Source organism: Photorhabdus antumapuensis (assembly GCF_020387775.1).
In the GTDB taxonomy this organism is placed as follows: domain Bacteria; phylum Pseudomonadota; class Gammaproteobacteria; order Enterobacterales; family Enterobacteriaceae; genus Photorhabdus; species Photorhabdus antumapuensis.
The window spans coordinates 39755-59839 of record NZ_JAHZMK010000032.1 but is presented as its reverse complement, the minus strand read 5'-3'; the positions used below and the strand labels follow the sequence as shown (position 1 = coordinate 59839).

The 20085-nt window shown below is 39.0% G+C and carries 17 protein-coding genes and 3 pseudogenes; 11 read left to right on the top strand and 9 right to left on the bottom strand.

Going from position 1 to position 20085, the window contains the following annotated elements:
* Positions 1 to 666: 666 nt before the first annotated feature.
* From prtA to KZ793_RS13645, 5 genes are all read left to right on the top strand, one after another.
* On the top strand, positions 667 to 2121 hold the full coding sequence (gene prtA, locus KZ793_RS13665) for a serralysin (RefSeq protein ID WP_317987464.1): 1455 nt from the start codon (positions 667 to 669) through the stop codon (positions 2119 to 2121).
* A 53-nt stretch (positions 2122 to 2174) separates the two neighbouring features.
* On the top strand, positions 2175 to 2579 hold the full coding sequence (locus KZ793_RS13660; RefSeq protein WP_225815835.1) for a protease inhibitor Inh/omp19 family protein: 405 nt from the start codon (positions 2175 to 2177) through the stop codon (positions 2577 to 2579).
* Between the two features lie 60 nt (positions 2580 to 2639).
* On the top strand, positions 2640 to 4370 hold the full coding sequence (locus KZ793_RS13655; RefSeq protein WP_225815834.1) for a type I secretion system permease/ATPase: 1731 nt from the start codon (positions 2640 to 2642) through the stop codon (positions 4368 to 4370).
* A gap of 66 nt (positions 4371 to 4436) precedes the next feature.
* The gene (locus tag KZ793_RS13650; protein ID WP_225815833.1) at positions 4437 to 5765 is read left to right on the top strand and encodes an HlyD family type I secretion periplasmic adaptor subunit; all 1329 of its coding nucleotides are present in this window, start codon (positions 4437 to 4439) and stop codon (positions 5763 to 5765) included.
* A gap of 2 nt (positions 5766 to 5767) precedes the next feature.
* Positions 5768 to 7141: a TolC family outer membrane protein gene (locus KZ793_RS13645; RefSeq protein WP_225815832.1), complete on the top strand. Its 1374-nt coding sequence runs from the start codon at positions 5768 to 5770 to the stop codon at positions 7139 to 7141.
* Here the strand turns inward: KZ793_RS13645 and xni are convergent.
* From xni to KZ793_RS13620, 5 genes are all read right to left on the bottom strand, one after another.
* Complete coding sequence (xni, locus tag KZ793_RS13640) at positions 7138 to 7896, bottom strand: flap endonuclease Xni (RefSeq protein ID WP_225815831.1); 759 nt, start codon at positions 7894 to 7896, stop codon at positions 7138 to 7140. The two genes, KZ793_RS13645 and xni, sit on opposite strands and share 4 nt — an antisense overlap.
* A gap of 63 nt (positions 7897 to 7959) precedes the next feature.
* Complete coding sequence (gene ppnN / locus KZ793_RS13635; protein ID WP_225815830.1) at positions 7960 to 9327, bottom strand: nucleotide 5'-monophosphate nucleosidase PpnN; 1368 nt, start codon at positions 9325 to 9327, stop codon at positions 7960 to 7962.
* A gap of 152 nt (positions 9328 to 9479) precedes the next feature.
* The gene (queF, locus tag KZ793_RS13630) at positions 9480 to 10328 is read right to left on the bottom strand and encodes an NADPH-dependent 7-cyano-7-deazaguanine reductase QueF (RefSeq protein WP_225815829.1); all 849 of its coding nucleotides are present in this window, start codon (positions 10326 to 10328) and stop codon (positions 9480 to 9482) included.
* A 634-nt stretch (positions 10329 to 10962) separates the two neighbouring features.
* A complete protein-coding gene (locus tag KZ793_RS13625; RefSeq protein ID WP_225815828.1) occupies positions 10963 to 11769 on the bottom strand; it encodes a 5'-nucleotidase, lipoprotein e(P4) family in 807 nt (268 codons plus the stop codon).
* A 7-nt stretch (positions 11770 to 11776) separates the two neighbouring features.
* The gene (locus KZ793_RS13620) at positions 11777 to 12808 is read right to left on the bottom strand and encodes a nucleotidyltransferase family protein (RefSeq protein WP_225815827.1); all 1032 of its coding nucleotides are present in this window, start codon (positions 12806 to 12808) and stop codon (positions 11777 to 11779) included.
* Positions 12809 to 13245: 437 nt separating this feature from the next.
* On the opposite strand from KZ793_RS13620, the gene KZ793_RS13615 reads away from it, so the two are divergent.
* The 5 genes and pseudogenes from KZ793_RS13615 to KZ793_RS13600 all read left to right on the top strand — a co-directional run.
* Positions 13246 to 13908 (top strand): 2OG-Fe(II) oxygenase family protein, encoded by a 663-nt coding sequence (locus KZ793_RS13615; protein ID WP_225815826.1) that lies wholly within the window; start codon positions 13246 to 13248, stop codon positions 13906 to 13908.
* Positions 13909 to 14064: 156 nt separating this feature from the next.
* Positions 14065 to 14751: a pyridoxal phosphate-dependent aminotransferase gene (locus KZ793_RS13610; RefSeq protein WP_225815825.1), complete on the top strand. Its 687-nt coding sequence runs from the start codon at positions 14065 to 14067 to the stop codon at positions 14749 to 14751.
* Positions 14752 to 14765: 14 nt separating this feature from the next.
* Positions 14766 to 15119 carry an aminotransferase class I/II-fold pyridoxal phosphate-dependent enzyme gene (locus KZ793_RS22910; RefSeq protein WP_397443610.1) on the top strand — a complete coding sequence of 118 codons (354 nt, stop codon included), beginning with the start codon at positions 14766 to 14768 and terminating at the stop codon, positions 15117 to 15119.
* Positions 15097 to 15588, top strand: coding sequence for an AAA family ATPase (locus tag KZ793_RS13605; RefSeq protein WP_225815824.1), 492 nt, complete (start codon positions 15097 to 15099; stop codon positions 15586 to 15588). The genes KZ793_RS22910 and KZ793_RS13605 overlap by 23 nt, the downstream gene beginning before the upstream one ends.
* A gap of 193 nt (positions 15589 to 15781) precedes the next feature.
* Positions 15782 to 15973, top strand: a pseudogene (locus tag KZ793_RS13600) (IS982 family transposase); the annotation flags it as partial.
* 32 nt (positions 15974 to 16005) lie between these two features.
* Here the strand turns inward: KZ793_RS13600 and KZ793_RS13595 are convergent.
* Positions 16006 to 17073, bottom strand: a pseudogene (locus KZ793_RS13595) (IS4 family transposase).
* Between the two features lie 341 nt (positions 17074 to 17414).
* Here KZ793_RS13595 and KZ793_RS13590 point away from each other — a divergent pair.
* A pseudogene (locus KZ793_RS13590) lies at positions 17415 to 17582 on the top strand (IS982 family transposase); the annotation flags it as partial.
* Positions 17583 to 17681: 99 nt separating this feature from the next.
* Here KZ793_RS13590 and KZ793_RS13585 read toward each other — a convergent pair.
* The 3 genes from KZ793_RS13585 to KZ793_RS13575 are packed head-to-tail and all read right to left on the bottom strand — an operon-like array spanning position 17682 to position 20051.
* A complete protein-coding gene (locus KZ793_RS13585) occupies positions 17682 to 18224 on the bottom strand; it encodes a tyrosine-protein phosphatase (RefSeq protein WP_225815823.1) in 543 nt (180 codons plus the stop codon).
* 40 nt (positions 18225 to 18264) lie between these two features.
* A complete protein-coding gene (locus KZ793_RS13580; protein WP_225815822.1) occupies positions 18265 to 19260 on the bottom strand; it encodes a hypothetical protein in 996 nt (331 codons plus the stop codon).
* The gene (locus KZ793_RS13575; RefSeq protein ID WP_225815821.1) at positions 19254 to 20051 is read right to left on the bottom strand and encodes a hypothetical protein; all 798 of its coding nucleotides are present in this window, start codon (positions 20049 to 20051) and stop codon (positions 19254 to 19256) included. Before KZ793_RS13575 ends, KZ793_RS13580 begins: the two co-directional genes overlap by 7 nt.
* Positions 20052 to 20085: the final 34 nt, after the last annotated feature.

Below are 20085 nucleotides of genomic sequence, written 5' to 3'. Positions count from 1 at the left end.
ATTTAAATTTCTGTTTTAGATGTAATATATTTTATAATTAATAAGCTATGTTGATATTGTTATTTTGATGTTAGGGATTGAGAATGTGATTTTATTATATTGGTGCAGGGTGATTTAGAATTAAATAAATATTAACCACTCTGTGATATATGTTTTTTATTGATTTAATTAAGTTGTTATTAATTTTTTTAATAATATATGGGGTGTTTACTGGTTTAGATCCTTTCCATATGCGTCATATCGTTCAATATTGCAGTCTAAGGCAGTTGATTATTCTGATTTTGTCTATTCATATAACGGCTTGGGATAATTTCTGATTAAAATTATCAATAATAATGCTATAAATTTTTTAAAGTTTACTTCATAGATAGTTAAATAATCGATAATTAATTCGTAAGAAAATACCGCTAAGAAATTAGCGGTAATTTTTTCGCCTTAAATAGTTATGTTATATAAAACAATCGCTTATTTGTTTTATGTTATTTTTATCACGTTTATATTAAAAAAATATGTTAATTGCTTTTTACATAATTAACTTTAGTGTTACGTTTATGTGAAAGGGATTTTAGTTGTTATTTGTATGACCAGGGGCGGTCTGTTGTTTTTAGGTTTTATTGACTTGTATTCAATTAAATAAAAAGAATTTTATATCTAAGTCCTGAATTTATGGAGAAATATATGTCTTTAAAGAAGAAAATTTCATACTCGGAAGACGTTAGCGGTTCAGAAAAAGCAAATGAGTTGCTGAAATGGTTACAGGCTTATATACCAGGTAAAGATTCTAATATTGTCGTGGAGCATGAGCCCAGTAAAGATGCTGCTAAAGAGTTAATCCGGGGTGATTATCGTTGGGGGCATCAGGACGACGATAAATCTAAAGCTTTCCAATTAAAGTATACTTTCCTGGAAAGCAAGCCGGATGATATGCCGTGGCATATTTCTGAATTTTCAGCATTTAATGAAGAACAAAAAGCTGCTGCAAAACTGTCAATACAATCTTGGGCTGATGTTGCTAATATTAACTTTGTTGAAACCACTGATGTCAAAGAGGCAAATGTCACCTTTGGGTTCTTTGATGTGAGTTTGACGGGGAGTTATGCGTTTGCTTATCTGCCAAGGCCAGAGAAGACGCAGTTAGGCACTTGGTATAACGCAAAAAGCCGTACTTTCTCAAACAACGATATCGACGTGAATGGTTATGGCCGTCAAACGTTTACTCATGAGATTGGCCATACTCTGGGGTTGCAACATCCGGCTGATTATAATGCGTCTGACGAGGTAAGCCCGACTTATAAGAATAGTGCTACTTATTTTGAAGATAGCCGTGCTTATACCGTCATGAGTTATTTTAGTGAGAAAAATACCGGTCAGGACTTTAAAGGTATTTATTCTTCCGCACCATTGCTTAACGATATTGCTGCCATTCAGGCGGTATATGGCGCGAATAATACAATCCGTGCTGATGACACCGTATATGGTTTTAATTCCAACACAGATCGTGACTTCTATACCGCAAAAGATGAGAACAGCAAACTGTTGTTCACCGCTTGGGATACAGGTGGTAATGATACGTTTGATTTCTCTGGTTTTACTCAGGATCAACGTATCAATCTGAATGAAGCGTCTTTCTCTGATGTCGGTGGACTGAAAGGAAACGTCTCTATTGCCCGTGGTGTCACGATTGAAAATGCGATTGGTGGCAGTGGTAATGACGTTTTAATCGGGAATGATGCCGCCAATACTCTGAAGGGTGGAGCTGGTGATGACATCATTTACGGTGGCTTGGGAGCAGATAATCTTTGGGGCGGGGAAGGCAAAGATACCTTTGTCTACCTGAGTGCCAAGGAATCACCTCCTCTTGAGCGTGATTGGATCCATGACTTTGTTTCCGGTGAAGACAAGATTGATGTGTCATTGTTCGATCTGGGTGAAGCCGGGAAGGGGGGGGTTAAATTTGTAGAGGAATTCACCGGTGCAGTCGGAGAAGCTGTGCTTCGTTATAACACTGTTGATAAGGTGAATGATTTCGCCATTAATTTGGGCGATAAATTTTCCTACGATGATTTTTGGGTGAAGATTGTTGGCGAGCCAATATTAGAGTCTGATTTCATCCTTTCATAACACAACAACACAACCGCATCTGACTTGGATGCGGTTATTTGTTTGGAGGCGGCATGGTTTTTGCAGCTAGGTATCTGAAATTTGCATTCTTTGTTGCTCTTACATTCAGCATTATCGGAGGAAGTATGGCAAGTAGCCTTGATCTCCCACACGCTAGTGAATTGAAAGGCATGTGGCAACTGTCGGATAAACATCAACAATGTGATGTGTCATTGACCGAACACCCCTTACCAGAGGGATCAATTTGGTCACTTAATGGTGATAACGATTGTTTGGCGTATATGTTTGGCGAAGTGCCTGCCGGTTGGCGGCCAACACCTGACGGCCTCACAATTACTGATGAACAGGGGAGTGGTTTGGCTTTCTTTGCTCATGAGCCAGATGGTTGGTTTGCCCGCTTTGCCGATGGTCGGGAATTAATGATGAAGCCCAATAAGACTAATAAGAAAAATGAATAATAAAGGGAACATTAACATCAGATAGTTATATTTTTAAAAAAATAAAAATAAGGAAATAGTGTGAAATTACTGCTCCCGAAGGATGAAATTACTGATGTCATTCGTGCTCGTAGCCGGGTATTCTGGACTATCGGGCTGTTCACTGCCTTTATTAACCTGCTGATGTTAGTTCCGTCTGTTTATATGTTGCAGGTTTATGACAGAGTATTGCCGTCGGGCAATGAAATCACTTTGCTGATGTTGACTCTGATTACCCTCGGCATGTTTACCATGATGGGAATGCTGGAATATATCCGTAGCATGATTGTCATCCGTATTGGTAGCCAGCTTGATATGAAGCTGAATAACCGGGTTTATACCGCATCTTATGAGTCGAATCTAAAAAATGGCACTACTGATGCCGGTCAGATGCTCAATGATTTGGCAAATATCCGCCAGTTCTTGACGGGTAACGCCTTGTTTGCCTTCTTTGATGCCCCTTGGTTTCCAATCTATCTGCTCGTTATTTTTCTTTTTAACCCTTGGCTTGGTCTGTTGTCACTAGGAGGTGCACTGGTATTGATTGCCTTGGCTGTGTTGAACCAGTGGTTATCAAGTCAGCCGTTATCCGAAGCCAGTAAACTCTCTCTACGTTCAGCAAGTCTTGCTAGCACTAATTTACGTAATGCCGAAGTCATAGAGGCGTTAGGTATGTTGCCAGTGCTACGTCGGAGATGGTTTGGATTACATGAACGTTTCTTGGATTTCCAACGCATTGCTAGTGAGCGGGCTTCAGTGATTAATTCAGTCACTAAAACAGTGCGTTTGGCCTTGCAGTCACTGATCTTGGGATTAGGGGGCTGGTTAGCGATTGGTGGGCATATTACGCCGGGCATGATGATTGCGGCTTCAATTTTGATGGGACGTGCGCTTTCACCGATTGAACAACTGATTCAAGCCTGGAAAGGCTGGAGTGGTGCTCGTTTGTCATGGCAACGGTTAACTAACCTGTTGGAACAGCAACCGGAACGCAAACCGGGCATGTCATTGCCTGCGCCAAAAGGCAATTTAGCCGTGGATAAAGTTTCCGCAGCGCCTCCGGGAAGAAACAGTAAGGTTGTTTTACAGGATATTAGCTTTTCGTTGGATGCCGGTGATGTGATGGGATTAATTGGTCCCAGTGCGTCTGGGAAATCGACTCTTGCCCGGTTACTGGTCGGAATATGGCCGACACAGGAAGGCGTTGTTCGTCTGGATAATGCAGATATTTATCAGTGGAATAAAGATGAACTGGGCTCCTCAATCGGTTATTTACCGCAAGATATTGAGTTGTTTGGTGGCACTATCGCTGAAAATATTGCTCGTTTTAATGAAGTTGAGCCAGAAAAGGTGGTACAGGCGGCGAAGAAAGCGGGCGTTCATGAGCTGATATTAGCACTTGATAAGGGCTATGACACCGTGATTGGTGCTGGAGGCGTTGGATTATCTGGTGGGCAGAAACAGCGAATTGGCCTTGCTCGTGCGCTATATGACGATCCGTCATTGGTCGTGTTGGATGAGCCTAATTCCAGCCTGGATGAGGCAGGAGAAAGAGCATTGAATGAGGCGATTTCTCAGTTAAAGGCACAAGGAAAGACCGTGATTGTGATTACTCATCGCACCTCATTGTTATCACAGACAAATAAAATATTGCTGCTGGTTCAGGGGAAAATGAAGATGTTCGGTTCATCTCAGCAAGTGATGACCGCTTTATCGCAAAGGAATAATAGTCAGGAACATTCTGCGACTAAGGCAGTCGCACAGGCATCATAGGTAAATGTGCATTTAATTATAATAATATCAAATAGCTGAGACGGAGATTTCTGTCCGGGAGTGGATATGTCTGATCAGATTACGCCGGTAAGAGATGAAAAAGGATTGTTGCCTTTGGAAGAAAGGCGTTTTTTACGACTAGGATGGTTAGTGATTGGTGTGGGGATCTTGGGGTTTCTCATTTGGGCAGCGTTCGCACCGTTGGATAAAGGGGTTGCATCTTCCGGTGTGGTGGTTGTGGATGGTAATCGTAAAACAGTTCAGGCCCCGGCAAGCGGTATCATCAGCCAGATTAAGGTTGTTGAAGGAGAAATAATAAAAGCGGGTCAGATACTCGTCCAGCTCAGTCAGGTGCAGGCAAAAGCACAGGTCGATTCACTTCAGGATCAACTGTATACCACGCTGGCAACGGAAGCTCGTTTATTAGCCGAGCAGCATGGTGATGAAGCGTTAATTTTCCCCGACATATTACAGCAATTACAATCTGAACCACGGGTGAATGAGATTATCGAACTGCAAAAACAACTTTTTGTATCACGCCGTGAAGTGCTGAGAAGCGACTTGGGAGGGCTTGAGCAGTCTGTCGAAGGAATAAATTTCCAAATTAAAGGGTTGAAATCCTCTTTTTTCAGCAAACGCATGCAGCAGGCGGCGCTTAAAGAGCAAATAACTAATCTGAAATCTTTAGCGGATGAAGGCTATTTTCCGCGTAATCGTTATCTGGAACTTCTGCGTGAACAGGCTGAACTCAACAGCAGCATAGCGGAAATGGAAGGACGAGCTGGTCAGCTTGAAAAACAATTACAGGAAACACAGCAGCGTATTATTCAGCGCCGAGCAGACTATCAGCGGGAAGTGCGCACGCAATTAGCAGAGGTACAGGTCTCTGCCAGTGAATATAGAAATAAGCTAGATACAGCCCAGTTTGAACTGACTCATACCTCAATTGTTGCGCCGGTTGATGGCACTGTTGTGGGATTAAATATTTTTACCCAAGGTGGGGTTGTTGCTCCCGGCGAAAAACTAATGGAAATTCTGCCGGACCAGATGGCGCTTGAAGTGGAAACTCGTGTTGCGGTTAATTTGGCAGATAAGATTAGTAAGGGGTTGAATGTGGATCTAATGTTCACCGCTTTTAACCAGAATCGAACGCCAAAAGTTGAAGGAAAAGTTGCCGTGATTTCCGCGGATAGGTTGGTCGATCCAGCAACCAGTCAACCTTATTATCAGATGAGAGTAATTGTCTCTCCAGAGGGAATGGAAAAACTGAAAGGGTTGGATATCAGGCCAGGGATGCCGGTTGAGGTCTTTGTCAAAACGGGTTCCCGCTCTCTATTAAGTTATCTGTTTAAGCCATTGTGGGATCGGGCTTCAACATCGTTGATAGAGGAGTGATTATGAAACTGAATAATGCTTCTTTATCAATTAGTTTGCTGATTTTTTTCTGTGTCGGTCTGTTCTCTTCTCCTACATGGGCATTGAGTTTGACTGAAGCCTATGCGCTGGCATTAGAAAATGATCCTACTTTCCTTGCCGCAGTGAAAGAGCGGGAAGGTGGTGAGGAGTACGAAAAAATCGGCAGAGCAGACTTGTTACCTAAAGTAATAATGTCTTACCAAAATTCACCACGGAATTGGCAACATATGGAATCTGTTGGGTCTGACTTCTGGGGTAGGAAGACAACTAGCAGCCGGGATCGCCAATATAGCAGTTATAACGCGGCTGTTGTGTTGACTCAGCCGTTGATCGATTTTGAAATATGGGCTCGCTATAAAGCTAGCCAAGCTCACACTTTGATGAGTAATGAGCGTTTTCGGGCGAATTTTCAGCAGCTGGCTGTTCGGGTAGTCAATGCTTACGTGGATGTGGCTTATGCTCAGGATCAGATTGATTTAGTCATACGGCAGAAAATGGCTTATGAAAAGCAACTGGAACTGAATAAGAAATTGTTTACTTCTGGTGAAGGGACACGTACTGATGTGGTGGAAACGCAATCCCGTTACAGTCAGGCGATTGCCGATGAGATAGCAGCCAAAGATGATTTGGATGCGGCAATCCGAAGCTTACAGCTAATTGTGGGTACTCCTCTCCCTATTGATTTACCGGTACAACGGTTATCAGATAAAAAACGATTCCAGATATTGAGATTGTCGCCTGAACGTTATGAGGCGTGGGAAACATTGGCATTAGCCAACAATCCGGTTCTGGCTGCTTCGCGTCAGGAAGTGAAAGCTGCGTACCATGAAGTGCAACGTAATCGGGCGGGCTATTTACCCAGGCTGGAGTTCTACGCCTCCCATTCTGAAAACGAATCCAGTAGCGATAATACCATAGATCAAAAGTATCGAACCGATACCATTGGCTTGCGGATGAGCATGAATATCTATAATGGTGGTGCTACGTCTGCCTCTGTACGTCAGGCGGCGGCCCACTATGGCAGGACTAAATATGATCTTGATGCTCAGGCTGGAGAAATCCTTAATGCGTTACGCCGCAATTATAATCAGTATTTAAATAGTGAAAAACGAATTAGTGCTTATGAAATGGCGGTTGAATCAGCTAGCTTGCAGGTAGACGCAACCAGTAAAAGTGTTGCGCTTGGGCAGCGGGTTAATGTGGATGTCTTGAATGCTGAACAGCAGTTATATACTGCTCGACGTGATCTCTCACAAGCAAAATATAATTATATTAAGGCTTGGATCGGCCTGCTTAGTGAGGCCGGAGAATTAAAAGGCGAACATCTGGATAAGATAGCGAAGTATTTTCGTTAGGTTGCTGTTGTCAGCCGGAGTTGTTGCAAATTACCATTTAAAGCCAGATCGGTACGTAATGACGCAACTTCCCGGCTGATAAATGCCATTTCTTGATGTGACTCTAGTTTATTGCGCCATTTATCGGGTTGTTGGTCGAGGTTCTGAAAGAGGTTATCTAGTGTGCCGGCCTGTTGCAGTAAAGTGGCGGCGGTTTTAGGCCCGATCCCCTGAATTCCTGGGATTTTACTGCTGCTTATCCCTGCCAGACCCCAATAATCAGGTAGTTGCTTTGGTAAAACGCCAAACTCTTGTTGAACAAATGGCATATCCAACCAGCGTTTCTGGAAGTAGTCACGGATACGGATATTCGGTGAAAGTAATTGGCAATAACCTTTATCAGTAGAAACAATCGTTACGTTGTGGCCAACAGAAGTCACTTTTACGGCTAGTGTTGCTGCCAGATCATCAGCTTCATGCCCTTTGGCATGCCAGCAGGTAACCCCTTGCTGCTCAAATGATGCTCTGATTTGCGGCATTTCTTGTTGCAGATTGTCAGGCATGGGCGAACGTCCAGCTTTGTAGTCAGGTAATATCTGGTGACGCCAACTGTGACTGCGATTCTCTTCATCGAATACTGCGACGGCATGTGTGGGATGAGAATGTTGGATAAGTTGCCTTAGCGCATGTTCACAAGCGGGAATGCATGGGCTGCCCTGCACAGCATGAATGCGTCGGATAAGGTTAAGAGCATCAACAATAAGAAGGTGTATCATATGGGATCACTTTAAATAACATAATGCTCCATCCGTGGAGCGTGGATATTTTTTCAGGTAATTTTATTTGATGATTTCGTAGCAAGGTTCGTAGGCAGTACCTCCCGGTAGTTTCATTCGGTGCTGTTCCACAAAGTCTTTCAGTATCTTATCCATATGGCGCATTATCTTAGCATCACCGTGGATTTTGAATGGGCCGTGTTTTTCAATCGATTGAATACCCACCTCTTTTACATTGCCTGCAACAATTCCGGAAAAAGCCCGGCGCAATGACGCTGCCAGTTTTTCAGATGACTGATCAGGATAGAGATTGAGATTAGCCATGTTTTCATGTGATGGTTCAAACGGCTGTTGCAAATCATAATTGATCTTCATTGACCAATTAAAACTGTATGCATCACCGGTACTGTGGCGGTTATCTCTCACTAATGGCATCGCTTTTTTCATTATTCTGGCAACTTCAGGCGCATTATCAATGATGATGTGATAATAGCGTCGTGTCTCTTTGCCCAATGTATGAACAATAAATTCGTCCAGAACTTGGAAATAGTCTTCACTCTCCTTCGGTCCGGTAAGAATCAACGGCAGTATTTGCTCCTGATTTTCTGGATTCATCAGAATACCTAGCAAATAAAGCAATTCTTCTGCTGTACCGACACCACCTGGGAAAATAACGATACCATGAGCAATACGAACAAAAGCTTCCAGACGTTTTTCGATGTCTGGCATGATAATCAGCTCGTTCACTAATGGATTTGGGGGTTCAGCCGCAATGATTGATGGTTCGGTAATACCAATAAAACGGCTATTTTTATAATTCTGTTGGGCATGGCCGACAGCTGCACCTTTCATCGGTGCTTCCATTGCTCCGGGGCCACAGCCGGTACAGATATTCAGTCCACGTAACCCAAGCTGATTACCGACTTTACGGCCATATTGATACTCTTGCTTAGTAATGGAGTGGCCTCCCCAACAGACGATCATATTGAGATCTTCATCGGTATGCAGCGCTCTGGCGTGGCGCAGAATAGAGAATATTCTGTTGGTGATGTGTGCGCTATTCTCTGAATCGGAATAATCCTGTTGTCCTGGATCGGTAATCTGTGTATGAACAAATAAGATATCCCGCAGCACTGCGAACAGGTTAGCTTGTAGTGAATGAATAATTTTTCCATCAACAAATGCGTCTTCTGGTGGATCCACCAGTTCCAGTTTTACCCCGCGCTCACGGCGCAATACGTTAATCTCAAAATCGGTGTATTTAGAGAGCAGCTCTTTGCTATTATCGGTTTGGCTACCTGAATTGAGTACGGCCAGTGAGCAATTACGGAACAGGCGATACAGATCACTTTTTGCGGTACTCTTTAGCATATCTACTTCAAGTTGAGATAATAAATCCATCGAGCCGAGTGGGTTGATATGTGTGATCAAGAATGACTCCTTGTATACCGTGTATGGATTACATATCAATATCACTAAACTGAATGGATTGCATATCAATATCACTAAACTGAATGTATTACATGCCCTATTTCGGCTTATTTTTCACAAATTGCGCTTAGGAATGCAGATTTAAAACGGATTTATTGACGTGCCAATCTGCCTGTTGCTGGAGTAAAGTTTGTACTATTTGTACGCCACGGGTTGATATCTAATCCCCCGCGACGGGTATAACGTGCGTAGACTGAGAGCTTTTCGGGTGCACATAATTGTTGCAAATCGTTGAAGATACGCTCGACACATTGCTCGTGAAATTCATTGTGATGCCGGAATGATATTAAGTAACGTAACAATGCTTCTCGATTGATTTTTGGCCCTTGATAGTGGATCTGGACAGATCCCCAGTCAGGTTGATGGGTGATCAGGCAATTAGATTTCAGCAGATGGCTAACCAAAACTTCTTCTACTAGCGGACCTTGTGCTGCATCTTGCAGATAATAACGGTTGAAATTATATTCAGTTACTTCAATATCCTGATCATCAATACATTCACCGGTAAAAGCGGCGATGGGTTGGTTATTAAAATGATCTAGATGATGAAGTGTCACTTCTACCTCGCCCTCAGCACAAGCAGCCAGATCGCGCTGTAGTGTTTCTTCGACGGCTTGCCAGTTTTCAAAACGAGTTTGGTTAAAGCTGTTCAGATAGAGCTTAAAACTTTTAGATTCAATCAGGTTTTTACTTACTGCATTTAAACTAACATGCCCGACAGCAACTTGTGGCAGACCACGGTTATTCAGCCATGATAGTTCATAAAGCGTCCAGATATCAGCGCCGTGAAACGGCAAATTGTCAGGGAAAATTTTCAGTGGTTCACGGTTCATCTTACGGGGTATAGCTTGTAATAAGCTGGCATCATATTGGTCACGATATAAAGTAGTTTTGCCGAGTGTAAGCTGCTCAAGAGCTTGGTGGTCCTGATATAACGACATGTTATTCCTTAAAATTTGATATCAGTAATAGTTGTCATTGCTCAAGTTTACCAAACTACGGTGGTTTATCAGAATTTTATTTATTTGCTTCGGAAAATGGTGTCAAAGCTATCTAATATCACTGCTGGCAGTGAACTGTTTTTATTCCACTATTAGCAGAGATATCCAGAGAAGCTTTAGTTGACTCATTTTTACCCTTCCTTGTAAATACGATATGGAATTCGAGCAACTATTCGGGTTTCTGATGAGTGGCTCGGTTCGTGCGTTATTCGCTGTCAGACGGGTTTTGTAACCCTAGGGTTACAAGCTACAATGAACCTTGCCAAATCTAATCCTGTTTATGGTAATCAAATTTCAAGATACAAGGGATGATTGCAAGGGAACTGTATTCAATAATAGTCGCAAAACTGTGGCTTTTTCATTCCAAAAAGCCTTTCGTTTTTGCATTATGCATTCATGAATACACGCGACTTTGCGTTTTTATTTCTTTCTGCTATAGAAGCTCATCACATGTATTTTGGCGTTGCAAATATCATCTGATCTGGACACCGAAGTATCGATTTTCTTATTTATGAAAAAGCCATCCTAAGTAAAAATACCAGCTTTGGGGATAGGCTTTTAATTATGGCCCGTTTTATTTATAACTCTTATTATTAATTAGTTTATTACGCGCTTCAATTTTTTCATTGAGGTTTAATCTAGGGTAATTGTCAGTTAATACATTTTCCCAAGAACCATAAATAGGATTTGGCATCATAATAAATTTATAACCAAAATTCGGAGCATTCATCATGACTAATTCTTTACGTTTATTGTCTTTTTTACGATAAAAAACATCTCCAAAATCGTTTAAATTGTCGCCCATAAATACGACTATGTTATAACCGGACGCAGTGATTGTGTTGAAACGGTGTTGTTTATTGGACGTTTTATCCCGTAAGAGTAATGTTTTTTCTGAGACATTCGGGAACCCATTTTTGATCAGATTATTCATAGTATGCTGATAATCGTCAGACTTTCTATTCGAAACGTAAAATATTTCTCCCCCGTTATTGATGATATAATTTACAAAGTCTATAGCACCAAGTATGGGGCTGGATTTTTCCTTTGATACCCATTCTTCCCAGTTTTTCCGGTTAGACAATTCACCACTTTTAATTTGTTGAGCGTTATATGATGTGCTGTTTAGGATAGTTTCATCAATATCTACCACAACAGCTTTCTTTTTACCTGGTATGTTATCAGCACGATCAAAAGCGTCTTTTGCCATATTAAAAGCTTGTGTCACTAATGCTAGATATTCGCTAGAGTTTTGCACCCATAATACAGCGCTGGTATTTTGTTTTGTGAGAATCGTTTCACTATTTTGCTGATTGTAGCCGCAGCCAGCTAATAGTATTGTTATAAATAAAGTAGCAAAAAAAGTTGTTTTTATTTTCATGATAAATTTATTTCCCGTTATTCAGGCTTTCTTTTCTAACGTTTTCAATCATTTTTCTAGCTTCCTTTTTTGAACTCTTGGCGGTGTATAAAAAGAGATTAAAGGAAACGTTGTTTTTTATATCAGCTAATTTTACTTTATAGTTTAGTATATTATCAATATCATCTGATAAAATTATTGAAATATCTTTCTCAAGTGCTTCGTTTTCTTTGAATGTAGGCTGGATGGGGCCGGATTGACTGTTTTTCAAAAGCATCAAATCTATATAACTTAATAAAAAGGGAGATCTACCTTCTAATGAACTGAGAAATCGACTTTCTCTGTACAGATGAAACATTGTATCGTAATAAAGAGATTTACCGCTCAGACAGCGGACTCCATCAATAATTTCTGTATCTGAGTTATTTATATGAAATGTTTTTTCTTCTGGGTGAGTGTGCCAGCAAGATGTGTATGCAAGATCGATAGCGACAGGTATATCATCAATTAATTTAACCAGATGTGGATGATGGTCGGGGCTTAACTGGTATTTGATCATATCAAATCGAGAATATTTAATAATTTCCTGTTTGCTATAGTCATAAATCCCTTCAATATAGCCTTGTGAATAAAGAATATCTAAATACTTTTCTAATTGTGAATTGTTTATTAATAAATCGATATCATTATAGTTTCTATGTATTCTATCTTTATACAGAGATGATAAAGCGTGTCCTTTTTTAATGGCATAAGGTAGGCTATTTTGATCAAATCGCTTACCAATGTTCTGTATTTCCTGCAATTTTATTTCTTGCTGACTTCTCATATACGTGAGATATGATGACAGCATATAGTAAGTTTGCCGTGTGAGTTTCTTTACTTCACCATATTTTTTTATAAGGTCAAACCATATTGGAATGAGTTTATGTTTTCCCAGAAAATGTAGATCGGCAGAGATAACATGATCTAAATCTACATCCTCATTTTCTTTTATGCCTAAATAATCACTAATGATATAATTAGCTGAGATTATATTTTTTTTATCAAGGATATCATGCATATTTTTACATCCGTCAGTATATATTGATTGACTTTGTTCCTAAAATTTACTTTTACTATTTCTAAAATGAATGAATTATCCAATGTTCTTATGTTATAATATTTATCAATGGCGTGCAACTATATATTCTTTAAAGGTTTTATTAAATCACAATGTTATTTTTAGGCGTTTTTTTATTAAAATCCCTGACAATGTAACTGGTATTCAGTCAGCCCGGTAACCGTTTTTATTGAGAGTGATTTCTGATAATGATTTAAGTGTGTTACGTTTCCAAATCCTCTATTTTTGAGGATACATAATGGTAGTCATCACACCATCTTTTCCTTCGAAAGGGACTCCTGTTGATATCAGGCGGGAGGGGAAATATACGATATGTATTGCAAAAAATAATGATTTTAAATACTATTAGCTAAAAAATACCCAATAAAAACTCTAATATGAAAATCTTAAAATTATCAGCCTTTCAATCTTCTAAATTTAACAATTATCCTTGGGAATGGGGAGTTATTAATGATTTAATAACAAGACAGGATGCGATTCAAATTGCATCTGAAATAGAGCAGTTGGATTTTTGTCCTGTAGCGGCAGAGAGAAGCGACAAAAGCTACAGTATGTCGTTGTTTGAAACTAATAGACAGAATGTACAGGGAGAGAGATTAAATGAATTACTGAAAGATGTGCGCTCTATTCAATATATAAAAGTGTTAAGTGAGTTCACAACAGCATTATTATTGGATAAAGAGTGCGTCATCAATATCTGGAAATATTCAAATCAAAACTATCTATCACCACATCTAGATAAAGCTGAAAAATATGTTACTCATCTTATCTATTTTAGTGAGGAATGGCCAAAATCCTATGGTGGCTGTTTAAATATTCTAAAAACGTCTGATGAAGCCTCAGTTATAGCCAATATTGAACCACACTATCAAAATTCAGTGGTGATAAAAACTGACGATAAATCATGGCATAGTGTATCTCCTATTAAGGTTGAAGGTGTGAATAGATATTGTATGCAAATTATTTTTTTAAAAACATATATACCCAATAGATTTCAAATTGCAGCGCGGCGGCAAGTGAACGCATCCCCTGGAGCATAGATAACTATGTGACTGGGGTAAGTGAAAGCAGCTAACAAAGCAGCAACTTGAAGGATAACAGGTATAACCAATATTAACGTCATTCGAGTTTATATTTCGCTACTTGATATAGAGTGAACACGCAGATGGAAAAATTAAGCGCAAAGGCATTGCAATATGTTACATAGCATCAATTCAAGAATACAGATTATTCGCCGAACAAAAGAGAATAAAAGGCGATATTTAAATCTGAAGAGTAATGAAAATCTGGTAACAGATGACCCCTTGTTTTTTCGGACATTACTAAATAATGTCGATCCGGTTGAGCTTCTTAAATATCCAGTTTACGATGATATATATCATTGTCTGAAATCACATCTTGGTGTTGAAAATATTGTATTGACCAGTGGTTGCCATGATGCTATCAGAGTACTCTTTAGTAGCCTTGATAAGACAAAAAATAAAGTTTTATTAACGACACCAAATTATGATGGCTATTCTCTTTATCTTAACATCAATGAAATACCTTATGTACAGTGCTCAAGAACACCAGATAGCCAGTTTGATTTATCATCTTTATATGAACAGACGTTGAGGCATCAGTGTAATTTATTGGTTTTAACTAACCCAGACCCTTTTGTTGGTGATTGCTTTGAACGCGATCAGATCACCGTATTTCTCCAGAGCTGTAAAGACAGTGGCATCACTGTTATTTTGGATGAAGTCTATTCGGGTTTTGGCCGTGATTCAGATATTATTCTCACTAAAACCTATGATAATTTGCTCGTACTGAACAGTCTCTCTAAATCCTATGGATTACCAGGATTAAGAGTTGGCTGGATTGCAGGTATGCAAAAAATATAGAAGATATAGGTTGCTTGTTTCCAGAGTCAACATTATCGGGTATTAGTCTCTATATCGCGCATCAATTAATTAAAAAACCTGATTTTTTATTACAATATCGAAATAGTATTCAATACAACAGAATGCAACTGATAAATCAAATGGTCATGTTAGAGTGTGTCGAAACCTATACGCAGAGTGTGAGTAACTTTGTATTATTTAAATTGCTAAAAATTGCTTATCCCGGGCAATGGTGGAAAGAGTTACTTTCTCAAGGGGTTTATGTTGCAAATTTGAACCACATTCCGGGATTTGAAAATCATTATAGAGTGACAGTATGTAAGGAAGACACAAGAGGAAAACTGATTGATTCGATTAAACGATTTTAAGGGAAGGAAAATTCTAATAGTAGGCCGCCCGTGTAGCGGTAAAACCTCTCTTGGTAAACAGCTGTCTGAAACAACAGGGATAAATGTTTTTGACTTGGATGATATTTATTGGAAAAAAGGATGGCGGCGTCCAGATGATGAAACATTTAAAGAAAATTTAAAACAGGTTTTGGAGTTGGAAGAGTGGATCATTGCGGGAAACTATTTACAGACTTTAGCATTTCGTATGCATTACTGTAGTGATATCATAATATTGAATTGTACTTGGTATAAAGCCGCTTATCGCTACTTTAAGCGTATTGTGATGCGGGCTTGCAAAAAAGAGCGAAATACGAGTTATTCTGGTTGGTATAGGGAGTTCAATATAAAATTTTTCTTTAAAAAAATAATTTTCTATTATAAATTTCACTATCAGTTTAATGAGACGATAAATAAATCGAGTGATTGTGTTAAAATCCATAGATATTAAGTTTAATTTTATGTATTTATTTGTAGTGCTAATAGGAATATACCCAATAGATTTCGAGTTGCAGCGCGGCGGCAAGTGAGCGAATCCCCAGGAGCATAGTTAACCTGAACTCTGGATAAAAAAATGGAACTAAGTGCCTGTTCCAAGATCAAAATTTTCGACCAAGAAAAAAACGATCTTATTAGGAACAGGCATGGATAAACTAGTTGAACTCTTCTGCGATGTCGATGATTTTTGCCGTGTATTCATTCCACTCTGGGAACAACAGTGTATCAAGGAAGGACATCGTCAGCGCAGACGTCATGGCCGCATGAGTGCCAGCGAGATTATGACCATTGTGATTGCTTTTCATATGTCACATTATCGCGATTTCAAAAATTTCTACTTTGGATTAGTCCGACGATCAATGGCATTCGGTTAAGATCTTGCCGGCGCATCAAAAGAGTTCCACCGTGTTCGGGGTTTCATCGATTTTCGTGGATAGTGTCGTCCTGGTCTCACCCGTTGGGTCATCTTTGTTATATACTTGTGAAGTAGGTAATAAAATGATTTAAAATGCTTTTTTAACCTACTTTGAATGATCAGAGGGAGGTGTTTGACAATAAAAAATAAACAGTTTTTAAAGTTCAGTTTCCGTTCATTATCCCTATTATCCTTGTCATTGATACCCTTGCCCTCATCGTCTTTGTGATAACAATCATTTCCTAGTATTCTTGCCAGGTTAAGTAATAAAATATGTGCCTGAAGTTCTTGGTTGACCCCTTTTTCATTATGTGAATGGAAATCTTCAACACATAATATTGATTTGGATAATTTATATAATTCTTCTATTTCCCATCGCTGATTATATAAATCACCGAAGTCTTCGACTTTATAATGGTCTTGATGGGTTAAAGTCGTGGCAAAAATATATTCAACATCTTCATGAAAATACTTTATTAACCGTAACGTTATAGTAGGGAATGCTGAAAGTAGTTTTCTTTTTCTAAGGTCTGATTTTACCGCCTCAGAGGGAACATAAGTCACAATCGCATCATCGTAATGACTGTCAGAAAATTATCTAACCACTTTATTTCTATTACCTTCCTGCATTCTGAATATGGCATTCAAGTTATTTTTTATGACTTGATGTAACATATAATAACTAAAATATCCCCTGTCGAAGATAATGACATCATGGGTATTCAGACAGTGAAAATGTTTTTCCGCACAAGCTCTTTCATTATTATGGTTAACAAAATCAATATCATATACAATTGAATTCAACACATCATAGAGACAGCTCATCATGGCATAGGGATAATGTCTGGACGTACGTTGTGTGACACGATAGCCATTATTGATAAGTTTTCTGGGGACATTGAGCTTTGATCCATCAATGGCAAAAATTCGGTGTCCTTTCCATGTTGTCGGGAGAGTGTTTTTCTCCCAGACAGCCACAATATCTTTATTAATGGTTTTGATGGCATCATCAGGTAATTTCATTCTGGCTTCGCACATTGATGAGGCTGAAATAGGACTGTACTGAGGTAGAAGTATATTTTCATGAACGCAGTCATCCCATATTTCATTGATGATATAAGCATATCCATGATTATTTTTTCCTGAAATAATTTTCATGAGGAATAAGACAATCAATTTTGTATCTATTGTTCTTTTTCTTTTTTGCCACGATTTATCAATCGTCGAACATGAATTAAAAAAGGTTTTGTTTAGGCGTTGATATAAATCCATGATCCATTCCCCCTTGCTCATTTAAATCCTATTTTATCACATCGTTGTTTCCTTAACCGAATGCCATTGAGTTCCCGTGGCCTACTCACCCCATCCATGATCAGTTAAAGAATATTTCTCAGATAGAGCACTCACGACACCGTAGTCTACAGGGATTCATGTTGAATGTGTTAGGAGGGCTAATCGCTTATTGTTTCAAAGAGAACAAACCGTCACTGAATATCTCCCGCTCAGAAATGGACATATTAGTGACGGCTTAACCAGAACTCAGGTTAGTTAACTATGTGACTGGGGTGAGTGAAAGCAGCCAACAAAGCAGCAGCTTGAAAAATGAAGGGTATATAGCTGAGAAAATTAAATTATGGTATTAAGTAATTAGCAACAGAACCATATTTTTTTATAATGTAGTCGTCTAATTGCAAAATAGCTTTTCCATCCGTTTTTAATCTGTTCATATAATCTTGTTTGGTTATATTTCTTTTTTTCCAATGAGATGAAAAATAATCAATATTTTTTATCAATTCTGTGCCAGATTGTTCATAATCATAGATAATCCTTTCCCAAGGAAGACCATACATTTTACTAAGCAAATATGAAGCGATTCCAGTTCTATCTTTACCAAAATAACAACCGAAACCAACTAATTTATTGTTTTTTACTATTGTATTTAACTGACGAAATTCAGGCTGATAACGCTCTACAATCTCTATATAAAATTCCAATAGATCATTGATACAGGGTATACGGATATTACGGTATTTACTGCCTACATCCGTCATTGGTAGATTAATATAACATTTCGCTATGGTTGTATTACGAACGGCTTCCTGAGGATTACGAAAATCAACCAGCACATCCAGCAATTCTGGACAAGAGGAAATGTCTCTGTAACCTAAAGCCATTCGATAATAGTTAATGCCAGCAAAACTGAGTTTTCTAATGTTAATCATTTTTCAGAGAAGAAAATTCATATATAGGTAAAATAGTTCCACCAAAGCGTGTTTTGTACTGTCTCATACGCCTTGTTTTGTCGTCTTTAGATAATCGCACAGAGGTGAGATTAAGTGTTTTCAGTTTCTGAGACTGGGCCCATTCAGCGGCGGTCATCATTGCATGATAGGTTACTCCGCTATTGGATAGATAGCTTCTGTCGTCATAAACCAGCTTACGCAAATATGCCTCTGACCCAATAATTGCGAAGTTAAGACATGCTAAAACATCTTTCCCTTTGAAAGCAAAGAAAGTTTTACTGTCTCCTTTCTTGTCCTGAGACAGTAATATCTTGCATGCACCTGAAGCATCCTGTTGTGTAATAGCATTGCGCTGAAATCCCCGTTCCATCAGGGCCTTATATTTTTCCATATATAAGACTGATTCTTCTTGGGGGAGAAATTCCGATGATGAACTTACCTCTACCCCGTCTCTAACGCTTTTTAATACCAAATTTTTAATTTTTCGTTTCTTTCCTCCTGTGCGATAAATAGCTTGTTCCCAGATATTGCAATCCAGTCTTATTTTAATGAGAGTGGCCAGGGTCGAGGTAATATTATATTGACCGGCATGATTCAGTATTTCATTGCTGGTTAATATTGCTTGCAGGCTAGTCATTTCGATGCAACTAGCGTTTCTGATTGGGAATCCAAATTGCGTTATCCAGCGCAGGAATCTGTCAACTAATATGCTTATTACTACACTAGTTCCTTTGATGACGGGGCCACAATACCAAGTGACTGTACCTCTTTTTTTATTGATAAAAATCAGGCACCTTAATTCTGCACGTTCAGATTGTATTGTGATGTATAACGGTAATGCGCTATAGCACTGTTGGACATATTCTGCGTGAATAGTCGTTTGAGGATAGGGTGTACTGGAATGATGAACCATAAACGTATTCCATTCAATGGCATTCACTTCGCTATGGTTTTGAACAACTAACAATTCTGTTCCCCCTGTGTGTAACTGCATTGGAGAAGTTGTCTGAGTTCGTGGCGGATTTTTTGGGTTTCTTGGTTTAATCGTACTGGATCGCCGATATCGCTAAGGACATTCTTTATTTTATTTGAGAGTACCTTGCCGTTTTGACATCCTTTTATTTTACTCCAAGGGCCATTGGCGCTAAGAAATTGTTGTTGTCGGTTATAAATATTTTTCATAACTTCTTTAGTAACAAATTTTTGCTGTTTTTGAGCTTGTTTAGAAGACCTTCTTTTTACTGCCAATGCCAATTCATTATAAAAATAACCTTGTAATTGTGGATCAGGAACAACAACCTTAAATAGTGTGTTGGGTTTTTCTTCCAATAAAGGCAGTAGTCTGTTGAGCCACATCCCGGTACCAGGAATAAGGACTCGGCTGATATCACAAATTACTTGCTGCTGAATAAAAGCATGGGCTTTAAAAGTTAAATCTGTTTTCAGATTTCCTTTATAATCACGGTAGTCTTTGAAATTATCAATTTCTGCACATTTAAAGTCACTTTTTCTGAGATTATTTAGACAGTGGAAGTCTGTAACCGAGATATTACCTAGGCGAAGAAGACGTTCTAATGCTGTTTTATCGTCGGATAGAAAATATTGTCCGGCAAATGATTCAATTAATTGGTCAAGTAAAGTATTCAGTTTGAGGGAATCTAGTTTCCAGACTTTATCATTTAGCCGGATAATTGCATTTAATAAAGGCCCAAGGGTACTTTTTCCTGTGGCTGGAGCACCTAACAACAATATGATCATAATTCATCTTTTTTGGGATAAATGTAACACACTA

What these genes read in the sequence shown, in the direction of transcription:
- prtA (WP_317987464.1), top strand. Translation starts at nt 667, where the DNA reads ATGGAGAAATATATGTCTTTAAAGAAGAAAATTTCATACTCGGAAGAC.
- KZ793_RS13660 (WP_225815835.1), top strand. Translation starts at nt 2,175, where the DNA reads ATGGTTTTTGCAGCTAGGTATCTGAAATTTGCATTCTTTGTTGCTCTT.
- KZ793_RS13650 (WP_225815833.1), top strand. Translation starts at nt 4,437, where the DNA reads ATGTCTGATCAGATTACGCCGGTAAGAGATGAAAAAGGATTGTTGCCT.
- KZ793_RS13645 (WP_225815832.1), top strand. Translation starts at nt 5,768, where the DNA reads ATGAAACTGAATAATGCTTCTTTATCAATTAGTTTGCTGATTTTTTTC.
- xni (WP_225815831.1), bottom strand. Translation starts at nt 7,896, where the DNA reads ATGATACACCTTCTTATTGTTGATGCTCTTAACCTTATCCGACGCATT.
- queF (WP_225815829.1), bottom strand. Translation starts at nt 10,328, where the DNA reads ATGTCGTTATATCAGGACCACCAAGCTCTTGAGCAGCTTACACTCGGC.
- KZ793_RS13625 (WP_225815828.1), bottom strand. Translation starts at nt 11,769, where the DNA reads ATGAAAATAAAAACAACTTTTTTTGCTACTTTATTTATAACAATACTA.
- KZ793_RS13620 (WP_225815827.1), bottom strand. Translation starts at nt 12,808, where the DNA reads ATGCATGATATCCTTGATAAAAAAAATATAATCTCAGCTAATTATATC.
- KZ793_RS13615 (WP_225815826.1), top strand. Translation starts at nt 13,246, where the DNA reads ATGAAAATCTTAAAATTATCAGCCTTTCAATCTTCTAAATTTAACAAT.
- KZ793_RS13610 (WP_225815825.1), top strand. Translation starts at nt 14,065, where the DNA reads ATGTTACATAGCATCAATTCAAGAATACAGATTATTCGCCGAACAAAA.
- KZ793_RS13585 (WP_225815823.1), bottom strand. Translation starts at nt 18,224, where the DNA reads ATGGCTTTAGGTTACAGAGACATTTCCTCTTGTCCAGAATTGCTGGAT.
- KZ793_RS13575 (WP_225815821.1), bottom strand. Translation starts at nt 20,051, where the DNA reads ATGATCATATTGTTGTTAGGTGCTCCAGCCACAGGAAAAAGTACCCTT.